This is a genomic window from Thermodesulfovibrio hydrogeniphilus, from assembly GCF_054657355.1.
Genome location: NZ_BAAHYW010000001.1, coordinates 426,486 through 438,368, shown reverse-complemented (window position 1 = coordinate 438,368; position 11,883 = coordinate 426,486). Strand labels below are relative to the sequence as shown.

The 11,883-nt window shown below is 34.5% G+C and carries 10 protein-coding genes; 3 read left to right on the top strand and 7 right to left on the bottom strand.

The window, feature by feature from the left end:
- Positions 1-7 precede the first annotated feature (7 nt).
- Together ldhH and ACYQ3P_RS02245 are read left to right on the top strand one after the other, a co-directional pair.
- The gene (gene ldhH / locus ACYQ3P_RS02250) at positions 8-2,140 is read left to right on the top strand and encodes an L-lactate dehydrogenase (quinone) large subunit LdhH (RefSeq protein WP_460176331.1); all 2,133 of its coding nucleotides are present in this window, start codon (positions 8-10) and stop codon (positions 2,138-2,140) included.
- Positions 2,137-2,559 (top strand): PPC domain-containing DNA-binding protein, encoded by a 423-nt coding sequence (locus ACYQ3P_RS02245; protein ID WP_460176330.1) that lies wholly within the window; start codon positions 2,137-2,139, stop codon positions 2,557-2,559. The genes ldhH and ACYQ3P_RS02245 overlap by 4 nt, the downstream gene beginning before the upstream one ends.
- Here the strand turns inward: ACYQ3P_RS02245 and ACYQ3P_RS02240 are convergent.
- From ACYQ3P_RS02240 to ACYQ3P_RS02210, 7 genes are read right to left on the bottom strand one after another with little or no spacing between them, the layout of a single operon-like run.
- Positions 2,556-3,473, bottom strand: coding sequence for a histone deacetylase family protein (locus ACYQ3P_RS02240; protein WP_460176329.1), 918 nt, complete (start codon positions 3,471-3,473; stop codon positions 2,556-2,558). The genes ACYQ3P_RS02245 and ACYQ3P_RS02240 overlap by 4 nt on opposite strands.
- A 52-nt stretch (positions 3,474-3,525) precedes the next feature.
- Positions 3,526-4,893: a sigma-54-dependent transcriptional regulator gene (locus ACYQ3P_RS02235; protein ID WP_460176328.1), complete on the bottom strand. Its 1,368-nt coding sequence runs from the start codon at positions 4,891-4,893 to the stop codon at positions 3,526-3,528.
- Entirely contained in the window at positions 4,890-6,827 is a 1,938-nt protein-coding gene (locus tag ACYQ3P_RS02230; RefSeq protein ID WP_460176327.1) for a c-type heme family protein, read from the bottom strand. Before ACYQ3P_RS02230 ends, ACYQ3P_RS02235 begins: the two co-directional genes overlap by 4 nt.
- Before the next feature lie 3 nt (positions 6,828-6,830).
- Positions 6,831-7,331 (bottom strand): DUF4410 domain-containing protein, encoded by a 501-nt coding sequence (locus ACYQ3P_RS02225; RefSeq protein WP_460176326.1) that lies wholly within the window; start codon positions 7,329-7,331, stop codon positions 6,831-6,833.
- The gene (locus tag ACYQ3P_RS02220; protein WP_460176325.1) at positions 7,315-9,444 is read right to left on the bottom strand and encodes a tetratricopeptide repeat protein; all 2,130 of its coding nucleotides are present in this window, start codon (positions 9,442-9,444) and stop codon (positions 7,315-7,317) included. The genes ACYQ3P_RS02225 and ACYQ3P_RS02220 overlap by 17 nt, the downstream gene beginning before the upstream one ends.
- Positions 9,445-9,446: 2 nt before the next feature.
- Entirely contained in the window at positions 9,447-10,529 is a 1,083-nt protein-coding gene (locus ACYQ3P_RS02215; protein WP_460176324.1) for a hypothetical protein, read from the bottom strand.
- A gap of 11 nt (positions 10,530-10,540) precedes the next feature.
- Positions 10,541-11,449 (bottom strand): hypothetical protein, encoded by a 909-nt coding sequence (locus ACYQ3P_RS02210; protein ID WP_460176323.1) that lies wholly within the window; start codon positions 11,447-11,449, stop codon positions 10,541-10,543.
- A gap of 119 nt (positions 11,450-11,568) precedes the next feature.
- Here ACYQ3P_RS02210 and ACYQ3P_RS02205 point away from each other — a divergent pair, with 119 nt between their 5' ends.
- Complete coding sequence (locus ACYQ3P_RS02205) at positions 11,569-11,739, top strand: hypothetical protein (RefSeq protein ID WP_460176322.1); 171 nt, start codon at positions 11,569-11,571, stop codon at positions 11,737-11,739.
- Positions 11,740-11,883 lie beyond the last annotated feature (144 nt).

Sequence of the window (11,883 nt, the reverse complement as noted above, 5' to 3'; positions counted from 1 at the left end):
ACGAATCATGATAAAAGAAGATATAAAAAAGGCTTTGCAAAATGCTAATCTTTCTGGTGCTTTAACCCGTTTTTCAGAAGCCTATGCTGTCAGCAGAAAAAAAGCATACGAAGGGCTTGATTTTGAAGCTATAAGAGAAAAAATTGTAGCTATCAAGTCATATGTAGCAGAGCATCTTGACGAATTAATTGAGCAATTTATAAACGCAGCAAAGCAGAATGGAGCAAAGGTATTTTTTACGAGAAACGCAGATGAGGTAAGAAACTACATCATAGAACTCGCAAAGAAAAACAATGTCAAAAGCATCGTTAAATCAAAATCAATGGCAACTGAGGAAATCCACCTGAATAAATACCTCAAAGAACAAGGAATAGAAGTCAATGAGACAGACTTAGGAGAGTGGATTATACAGCTTGCAGGGCAAAGACCTTCCCATATGGTTTTACCTGCAATTCATCTTACAAGATATGATGTATCTGAGATTTTTACAAAAAAAGTAGAACCAGTTGAGCCGGATATTTCTCAGATGGTCAAGTTTGCGAGAAAACAGCTAAGGCGCAAGTTTCTTTCTGCTGACATGGGAATCACAGGCGCAAATATTGCAATTGCCGAGACAGGAACTGTTGTCATTTTTACAAATGAAGGAAATGCAAGGCTTACAATGGCTTTGCCAAAAATTCATGTGGCGGTTGTTGGAGTTGAAAAACTTGTCCCAAAGTTTGAAGACATAATTCCAATTGCTCAGGCACTTCCAAGAAGTGCAACAGCTCAGCTTATCACAAGCTATATATCATTTATTACAAAACCATATACACATATAGATGGCTCTCAGAAAGAGTTTCATATCATACTTTTTGACAACAACAGAAGCCAGATAGCTAAGGATCCGAAATTTAAGCAGACACTTCAATGCATCCGTTGCGCCTCATGTTTAAATGTTTGCCCTGTATTCAGACTCATTGGAGGACATGTATTTGGGCATGTCTACACGGGCGGAATCGGAACAATTCTTACCGCATGGACAGAAGGGCTTAAAGCATCAAAAGACATTCAATCCCTTTGCATACAATGTGGAAACTGCTTAAGAGTTTGTCCGGGTAAAATCAACATTCCTGAATTGATTCTTGAAATAAGAAAAAAACTTGCAAAGGAAGAAGGCTTATCCCTTGCTACCAAAACAATTTACTCGGTAGTCAATAACAGAAAACTCTTTCATTCAATATTAAGAGCTGCATCAAAACTTCAAAAACCATTTGAAAATAAAGGATATATAAGGCATCTTCCATTTTTCCTCTCGGAACTTACACAAGAAAGAAGTCTGCCAGCAATTGCAGATGTTCCTTTTAGAGACAGAATTAAAAAGATTAAACAGCCAAAGACTGACAAAAAAGCTGTATTTTTTGCAGGATGTCTTATAGACTTTGCATATCCTGAAATAGGAGAGGCTTTGGTAAAAATTCTTAATACCGCAGGTATTGAAGTTGTCTTTCCACAGGAGCAAACCTGTTGTGGCGCACCTGCAAGATACTCAGGAGTTATGGATGTAGCTGCAAACAATGCAAAACAAAATATTGAAGCTCTTCTTAGCACTGATGCAGACTTTATAGTTTCAGCATGCCCAACATGCACAGTAGCTTTAAAGAAACATTTCATTGAAGACTTAAATGAGCAAAAATCAAGCCCTTCTATAATTGATTCTGCTATAAGGCTATCAAAAAAGGTTTTTGATGCATCAGAGATTGTCAATAGACTTATTAAAGAAGGAAAAATTAAACTTGAAAAGCTTCCAGAAAAAACCTTCACATATCATGATCCCTGTCATTTAATTAGAACACTGAATATCTCAAAAGAACCAAGAGAAAGCCTTGAAATAGCAGGGCTCAAGCTTGTTGAAATGTTTGAATCTGATGTTTGTTGCGGAATGGGTGGCTCATACTCCCTTAAGTTTCCTGAAATATCCGTAAGAATGCTTAAAAGAAAATTAGAAAACATTCAGAAAACCGAAACTAAACTTGTATGCACAGACTGCCCCGGATGTGTAATGCAGATAAGGGGAGGCATTGACAAAGAAGGTCTTGACATAGAAGTCAGACACTCACTTCAAATAATAGCTGAAAGATTGCAGGAGGCTAAAAAATGACAAGAAATTTTATAATCAAAAAAGTTTTACAGGGTCGATTATTTAGAGGAGATGAGATAATATATGAAATTACAAAATTTCTTAAAGAAAACACCATTAAATCAGGCTTAATAAGCGGAATTGGGGCTGTTACAAAAGCAAAAATTGGCTATTACGACCAAAAAAACAGGCAGTATATTACCAAGGAATTTGATGAACCCATGGAGATTTTATCTCTTAAGGGTAATATTTCTCTTAAGGATGGAGAACCTTTTCCTCATGTTCATGTTGTTCTTTCAAAAAAGGATTTCTCATGCATTGGTGGGCATCTTTTTGAAGCCTATGTCTTTGCATTTGAATATGAAATCATTGAAACAGACGGAACTGCATTTGAAAGAGGATTTGATGAGGACACTGGATTGTTCTTATGGAAAAGCTAAGAAAGCATCTCCTCAATTGTTACTTGAACACATTCAGCTAATGCCTGAAGGTCGTATCCACCTTCAAGGACAAAAATTTTGGGAGCATAGGATGAGTTAAGAATGCTTCTTACAATGCTTCTTACTCCCTCTGTTGTTACATTTATATAACTCATTGGATCATTCTGATGGATATCATATCCTGCGGAAACGAGAATAAGCTCAGGTTTTACTTCCCTTATTTTTTGAGGTAATACATCTTGAAAGACCATCAAGTATTCCCTTGTTCCTGAACCTGCCCTCAGTTGAACATTATATGTGCAACCTTCACCTGCACCTCTACCAATTTCAAGTTCTCTTCCTGTGCCGGGATAAAAGGGATATTGATGGGAACTGAAATAAAAAACTGAGCAGTCATCTTCAAAAATATGCTGAGTTCCATTTCCATGATGAACATCAAAATCAATAATGAAAATCTTTTTAAATCCTTTTTTCTTTGCATAAGCAGCTCCAACAGCAATATTGTTAAAAATACAAAATCCCATAGCAGTATCCATCTCTGCATGATGCCCCGGAGGACGCACAGCACAGAAAGCTCTGTCAAAATCTTTTCTTATAACTCCGTCAATTGCCTCAAGCACTGCACCAACTGCATAACATGCAACTTCATAGGAGTTTTCCGAAAGATAAGTGTCTGGATCAAGATATCCTGCAGGTGAATTTTTAATTTTTTCTATGTAGTGGGGCTCATGCGCCAAAGCCAGTTCTTGCTCGTTTGCTTTTCTTGGTTTAATATGTATAAGTTTATCCCAAAGTTTCGTGTTTTTTAATTGGTTTACAATGGAGATAAGTCTTTCCTTTGATTCTGGATGTCCTGATGGTGTTTCATGCTTTAAGAAAACATCATCATACACAAAAGCAACTTTCCTATCCATAGAAAATGATAAAGCAACACCACTACTAAAAGTCAAGTTTTAATCAAACTTTTCAATCTCCGTTTTCAATGCCGTATATCTTTAATTTTTCCCAAAGGGCTTTTCTGCTTATTCCGAGTTTTTTTGCTGCCTCTGTTTTTTTCCAGTTGCAGTCTTGAAGCACTCTTAGAATCAGGTTTTTTTCAAAATTTTCAATACATTCCTTGAGTTTAAAATTATTTGCAAGACATTGTTTTTGAAATTTTACAAAGGGTGAAAACTCTTCAGGCAAATGTTTCAGCTCAATTATACCATTCTTTGAAAGTAGAACTGCTCTTTCTATTGCATGCTTAAGCTCTCTTACGTTTCCGGGATAATCATAGGAGAGTAAAGCTTCATAGGCGGATGGAGAGATTTTTATGTTTTCCTTGTTGTATTTTGCTGAGAAAAATTTAAGAAAATGCTCAATCAAAAGGGGAATATCTTCTTTTCTTTCCCTAAGGGGTGGTAGTTCAATAGGCACTACATTAATTCTGTAGTAAAGGTCATCTCTGAATTTTTCAGTTTTTATCAATTCCTTAAGATTTTTGCTCGTTGCATAAATACATCTTACATCAACTTTTATTGGCTCTTTACCTCCAAGACGATATACAAGTCCATCTTCAATTACTCTTAAAAGTTTTGCCTGAAGGGAAAGGGGCATGTCTCCGATTTCGTCAAGGAAAAGCATGCCTGCATTGGCGAGTTCAAATTTTCCCTTTTTTGTCTCATTTGCTCCTGTGAAAGCTCCTTTTTCATAACCAAAAAGTTCTGATTCAAAGAGAGATTCTGGAATGGCAGCACAGTTTATTTTTATATATGGCTTGTCTTTTCTTAAACTAAGTCTTTGAATTGCATCTGCTACAAGTTCTTTTCCTGTTCCACTTTCACCATAAATAATTACTGGCACATCAGTTTTTGCTACTGCTTCAATTTTATCAATGATTTCCCTTATTGCAGGACTTGAACCAATTATTCCTTCAAATCCTTCAGTTTTACTTACAATTTCACTTAAATGTTTTACTTTATTTTCAAGGCTTCGGAAATGAAGAAATCTTTCTATAATCATCAGAAGCTCATCATTGGAGAAAGGTTTTGCAATGTAGTCAAAGGCTCCATCTTTCATTGCCTGAACAGCAGTTTTCACATCTGCAAAGGCAGTAATCATAATAACACCAGTCTGGGGCTGAATAGACTTTATATGTTTAAGTAAATTCAGTCCGTCAACTCCTGGAAGTTTTAAATCAACTATGGCAATATCAAATGTTTCCTGCTCTATGGCGGATAAAGCTTTATTCCCATCCTCTATGGTTTTTACAGAATATCCTGAAGAGGCAAGGAAATGGCTCATTCCAAGCCTCATGGCAGGATCATCTTCAACTATTAGAATTTTTTCTTTCATCCTTGTATTGGCAATTCAACTGTAAATGTTGTTCCCTTTGATGAAGTATCAACTAATATTCGTCCATTGTGCTGTTCAACTATTGATTTGCTAACAGATAGTCCAAGACCTGTTCCTTGCCCAACTGGTTTTGTTGTAAAAAAAGGATCAAAGATTTTAGGTAAAATTTCACTTGGAACTCCAGGACCTGTGTCTTTAAAAGAAATGTAACATTTTCCATTTTGCGTATATGTTGTTATTGTAAGAATTTTTTCTCCTGAATCCATTGCTTGAATTGCATTTAGCACTATATTTAAGAATACCTGCTCAATTTTGTTAGGGTCAACCATAATTTCTGGCATATCAGTTGCAAAATTTTTAACTACTTTGATTTGTTTTTTTGAAATTAGATAATCAGTAAGTTTTAAAACATTTTCAACAAGACTGTTTACATTAACCTTTGAAATTATAAGTTCTGTTTGTTTTGAAAAATCAAGAAGTTGTTTAATGATTTCTTGAATTTTAAGCAATCCCTGATTTATAACCTCTATATGCATTTTTCTTGTTTCCTCATCCATTTCTGTGGATGTTAGATTATGTAAACAAAGTCTTATTCCTCCAAGTGGATTGTTTATTTCATGGGCAAGTCCTGCAGAAAGCTGTCCAATAGCAGCCAATTTCTCTGTAATTCGCATTTGCTCTTCTATTTTCATTTTTTCAGTTATATCTTTTACATAATGAACAACTTTGACTACTTCACTTTTTTCATCAAATATTGGATAAAAGTGAACAAAGTAATACTTTTCATCATCACCTTCCCAATACTCTGAAAGTGGTTTTTTTGTATCAATAACTCTTTTCAAAAAATGAAGAGGGCAGGGTTTGTCCGCATCAACTTTTTGCAGGTCACATGGAGAGCTAAAAACTGCAGCTCTGCCTTCTTTAATCCATACTCTGTAGGCATGGTTTGTCATTTCAACACTACAGTCCCTATTTATTAGAGCCAGTGGGTCAGTTATTCCCTCAAAAATAGTTTGTAAAGTCTCTGCATATTTTTTTATCGCTTCCTGCGCTTCATAAAGATATTTTCCCATTTGATTGAAGGATTGGATAAGCTCTCCTATTTCATCATGAATTTTTACTTCAATGGTCTTATTAAGAGGTTCAGAGCCATCAACAATGCCTCTAAAAAGACTGCTAAGTCTTTTTAAAGGTTTTATAACAAAACTATAGAAAGCACCCTGAAGGGCAACAAAAAGAAAAATCAATGAAACTACGCCAAATAAAAATGTTGATATTGCAATTCCCTTTATTTCTCCAAGTGTTGCAGCTATTGGCAGAGAAACTGTCTCAACTCCCATTACATCTCCTTCTTTCCAATTAAAATCTCTTGTGCGGGGAAACATTTTCAATAGCGCCTGTGGAGCATCTTTAATTTTCCCATGACAAATAAGACATCCTTTTTCAACTATGACAGGCTTGGCAGTTATTAAAATTTGTTGCCCATTCCATTTCACTATACCGCTCCAAGTCTCTCTATCATGATTTTTAGCAAAATATTCAATAAGTTTAATATGAAGCTCATCAGGTTTATGTTCAGGATTTATAGGGTCTGGAGACACTCGTTTATATGTGTAAGCACCGATTTTATTATTAAACCTTTTCATAACACTAAGCCTTACATGGGTTGTTGACATGCCTTCTACAATAAATTCATTCTGTCTGCCTGTTTCATGAAGAAGTTTGAAAATAGCAGGTCGCAGCTCTTCTTTAACATAATTTCCCAATGCATCAATCTGAGTATGTATTATTCTTGTCTTTTCGTTGGCATCCTCTATTACTTTTTGCTTAAGATGATAGTAAAGAAGTAAAGAAAAAATTATGCAAAAGACAAAGATGATGATAATGATTGAGAGCGTAAATTTTGTATTTAATGAAAGATTTTTGATGTTCATAAGCTAATTAACAGTATTTGATAGAATAGTATCTACAAGCTGATTAGCGAATTGTTCAATTACATCCTCTGTTGTTCCCGCAAAAACCGTACCTCCTGAGGAAATGCTCTCTACATAAAATCTGCCAATAGTTTCTCCTCTGCGAGAATTTTCTATCAATATGTTGCCTGCTATTTTTGCCCTTCCAGCCATAGCTCCAAATAAAAACCTATCTGAAGAACGTACTCTAACAACTTCTGTAATATTCACTCTTATTAAAATATCAGCATCTTTTCTGTCTTTTCTGATAGCACTGAACAGATTGGAATTTTTAAGTTTTTCCAATAGAATAATCTCAATTTTTTCAGCTTCCTTAATGTATTCAGGATTTTTACTTTCAACACATACAGCTATAACTCTGTCAGGTCTAAGAGTAAAAGAGGATTCCATTTGAACCCTTGTTTGAGGAGCACAACCAAAAATTATAAACAAAAATAAAACAACAATACTAAAGCTCTTTCTCAAGCATAACCCTCCATTTGAATATTTGATCTTTAACAGTCTGGACATTTGGTGCACTTGGATAAATTTGCAAATATATTTCCATGTTTTCAATAGCCTTTAAAAGCTCTCCCATTTTTTCATATACAACTGCTTTGTTAAAGTAAATATAGGGGTTGAATGGTTGTAACTGTCTTGCTTTTTCAAGCTCTTCAACTGCCTCTTCAAGTTTGTTATTAGTATATAAAACCTCTGCCTTAAGGAAATGATTTCTTGGCTCTCCTGTTAACTCTAAAAAAGAGGGATTAGATGAAATAATTCTTGATACCCTGCTTCTTATCCATTGAGCTTTTTCAGGATTTGATATTTCAGTGAGTTTTGCATATTCCTGCAAAGCCTGAGATATTTTGCCGGACTTTTCCAGCTCAATGGCTTTGTTTTCTAATTTTTCTATATATGGAGTTAATGCTGAAAATAAAAGTTTCTTACTGTTTTCAGTTATTAAAAGGCTATTTGAATTGATTATTTTTTTATAAGAGCCTACACTTTCATCAAAATTGCCCATTTTTAAATTTGCCACAGTTATAAGAAATAAGGCAAAATCACTATTTTTAACATTTTGAGCTTCACTAATAGATTTTTGATATTCCTTTTGCATCAGTAGATAATAGGATTTTGCAAGCCTGAAATTGTCGTTTTCAGATTCTATCTTTTCAGCCTCATCCAAATATTGTTTTGCATTTTCTATCTGACCTTTTTCCAACATGGCAATGGCTATAAGACTGAGGCAGGACTTTGCAGTATTTTTGTCTGTAAAGAATTTTTCCCTAACTAAAGTCTTTGTAAAAGTCTCATCAGTTTCAGGTTTTTTGAATGTAATTGTAACAGAAGAGGCTTCTGTTCCTCTAAGTAGCTGAATAACTTCGTTAAGTTTCAACTGGGATGTTGATTTTCCATTAATCTCAATAATCTGATAATTCTTCTGAATTCCTGCTTTACTTGCTGGACTATTGGGCTCAACAGATTCAACCTGCACAAAGTCATCTTCAGGTTTTTTAATTCTTATTCCAACTCCTGAAAACTCAAGTTTGCTTATGTGATTTTTTAAAGTCTCTATTGCTTCATTGTATTTTCCCATTTTAATTAAAGTCATGGCTTGCCATACTGGAGCATATAAATCATCAGGTCTGCTTTCAACATAGTTATTTATTGTTTTTAATGCTTTTTCGTATTTTTCTTGATTTATGTAAAGACTGAAAAGCTTCATCATGTAAAGAGCATTTTTGGGAGCAATTGCAATTGCCTGTTCAAGATTTTTAAATGCATCTTTGTATTTTTTTTGGGCAAGATAGGTCTTGTAAAGAAGAAAATATCCATCTGCTTCTTTTGGAGCAATCTGAACAATCATTTGCGAGGCAGCAAAAGCCTCTGGTATGTCATTATTTTTTAAGGAAAGATTTGCAACAACCTTGTAGGCAAGAATATTTGAAGGATTTTGATTTATTATTTGTTTTGCCTCAATAATCTGTGCCTGTGGATTGTTTATAGCTTTATAAATTAACTCTGTTGAATTTTTTACTGAATTTAAAATCGCCTCGTAAGCAGTAATGCCATAGTCTTTGTTATTTACTACTGCAAAAAGACCAGGTTTTGTAAGTTGTCCAGAGCCTGAACTTAAAATAGGCAATGCTATCTCAATTAAGTCACTGTCATAAATAGAAAATTTAGTTTTTGCATTTACGGTTAATTTAAGTGGAAGACAGCATTCTTCTGAAAATGACACTGTATCAACTGAGGCATGAATTACAATTGATTTAGGTGAAGGCATGGAGCTTAAAGATTTCTCATACATTGTTTTTGTAAACATTTTATCAAAATAAATAGGCAAAGCTTGCCTTAAAAGATTTCCTGAAGGAAACTCTACTGTGTGAATTACCTCTGCAGTATAATGAGTCCATCTTGATATTTGAGAGTCGTCAAATATGACAATGGCTTCGCTTGGAATTTTCTTTACATCGCTTACTTGTTTTGGTGGTTCTACCTGAAAAGGTTCTACTTTTGTTGTGACCCTTATGGGTTCACAGCTTATGGATGTTAAAATGAAGGGGATAATTAGCAAAATTCTCCAAAGTCTCATTTTTATTCTCCTTTTAACCATTTGTATATTATTTTTTGTCCTGTGTTCATATCGTTTTCTAAATTTTGCATGAATTCTTCTTTGTTGAAGTTAAAACCTAAGAACTCTGCAGCTCTTTCAGTTTCACTTAAAAATTTATCTAAGGCTGAAAAGGCAAATTTACTGTATATCTTCCTCCCAACATCAGCTACTTCTGCCTGAAGTGTTGGCATTTGAATTAATGAAACGCCTAAATTTATAGTTTCAACTCCAGCTCCTACAGCTCCTTCATTTTTTGCAGCAATTGCAATTTTAAGAATAGGTAAACCTTTTTCATAATACTTTGCTCCCCATTCTTTTCCATATTTTTTATCAAGCCTTTCAACAAGTTTGCCTCCATACTCTTCAATTTTTTCTTGCAGTTTCTCAGTTACCTTATCTTGAATTACATTGCCTACTACAGTGTTGATATCAGATATGGTGATTAATGGTTGCTCAGTATTGTTGGAAGTGGATTGAGATAAAGAAGGAGTATTCCACTGAAATGGAGTAAGCTGACCTCCAAGAGTTTGAAAGGCAAGATTAGATGAACTGCTTTGGCTTGAAGGAGTTTGAACCTGACTTTTTGCCTGTGTAAGTAAGGCATTGTATTGGGAAAGAAGTTTCTTTTTCATTTCCTCTTGCTTTTTCTTTTCTTCTTCAATTTTTCTTTGTTGCTGTTCATACTCTTTTCTTTTTTGTTCTTCATCATCTGAGAAATCAGGCATGCTAAAAAGGGTGCTAAAAAAGCCACTTAAAAAAGCACCCATAATTCCTATAGCCAACTGCTGAGAAGGGGAGAGCTTTGATGAAGGAGTATAAGATGGAGTGTAAGTTGTACTTGCTGAAGAGCCTGATATAGGCGTGCAACCTCCACATCCAACGCATCTGTATTTTACTCCACCATAATATACCTCTTTTACTTGTCCTTTAGGAATAAAAGTTCCATCATACCATTGAGATCCATCGCATGTTGCAGAGGGTGTTGGAATTCCTCCAGCAAAGGATAATGAAGTTTGACTTATAAATAAAAAAATGAGCAAATAAATTAAAATTTTCCCTCTCATGGCAGAACCTCTTAAAGGGTTTGTTGTATATCTATTACTTTTATAACTTTGAAGCCAAAGTTTCTCAAGTCATCAATATTTTTCAGTTCTAAAATCCCACCAACATTTGGGAAAAACACATAAAGGGAAGTATTCTTAAGGAAAACTATTGCCTCCTCAGTTTGAAGAAACTCAATTGCACCATTGTCTTTAATCATTCCAACTCCCTTTGAGGTTTTATAAAATAAGCCAGAAATTTCGTTATACATTAAATCCTGTATTTCCTCTCTCGGGTGTTCATAAATATATTTTATTGTTCCATTTTTGTATTCAATCACTTGTTTTCCTAAGGCAAAATATATATTTCTTCCCTTTCCACTTACTGCTTTTATTGGCTCATTGAAGTTTAAAACTTTTTCAAAGAGATTTGTCTTGTTGTTGAATACAAAAACTTCATATTTTTTGGCTTTGCTGTTAAAACTTACTGCATAAAGAGTTTCATCTCCTTTGAAAATTTTTGAATTTTTAAAAGGCAGTTTTGCTATAGGTTTAATTTTAGCAATGGGAATTAATTTATCGTTTTTTTCTACCACCAGATATCCAATTTGCTCAGCATTTGAAAAAAGCATCACACCGTTGTCAAGGCAAACCATTTCTTTAACAGGCTCTTGTAGGCTTACAATGTAACCTGTAGTTGGATTAATTAAAAGTTTGTCTTCATACAAAAGAATTGGTTCATTTTTAAAGTCAATGGCAAACTTGAATTTTTTTCCTGATTCTTTCGGTAAATAATTTTTTGACTCAGGAGCTAAAATCCAATTAATCTTTACTGCACTTTGTTCTGGCAGGATAAGATATGTTTTTGGCAGGAAATAATTCGTCTCTCCAACTGCTGTGACAGGAAGGAACATGAAGAGAAGTATTAAAAATTTAAATATCATGTTGAATTCTAACAGATTATCGCTTCTCAGTCAAGCACCCGATTTGCCCGAAAAATAGAGATAGACACTCGTCACTGCGAGCCCCTCGATGGGGCGAAGCAGTCTCTAATAAGGCTTTATTGAAAAACAATGTAGAGATTGCTTCGCATCCTTCAGATGCTCGCAATGACAGCAAAAAATACTTAATTTTCAAATGGTTATACCAATTATTGGATTCCTATCGCTATTTTTGGGTTTGCCTTAGAAATAGTCTTAGTGAAAGAGTATTGTTTCAAAAAAAATGGCTATAGAAATTTAAAAATTACTAAGACTTTTAAAAAATAGAAAATTTTTACTGTCATTGCGAGTGAATCGTGGTATCAAAAAGACGAGATTGCTTCGGGTGCTATTGCACCCTCGCAATGACGGTGGAGGATAATCCTCGCAATGACGAA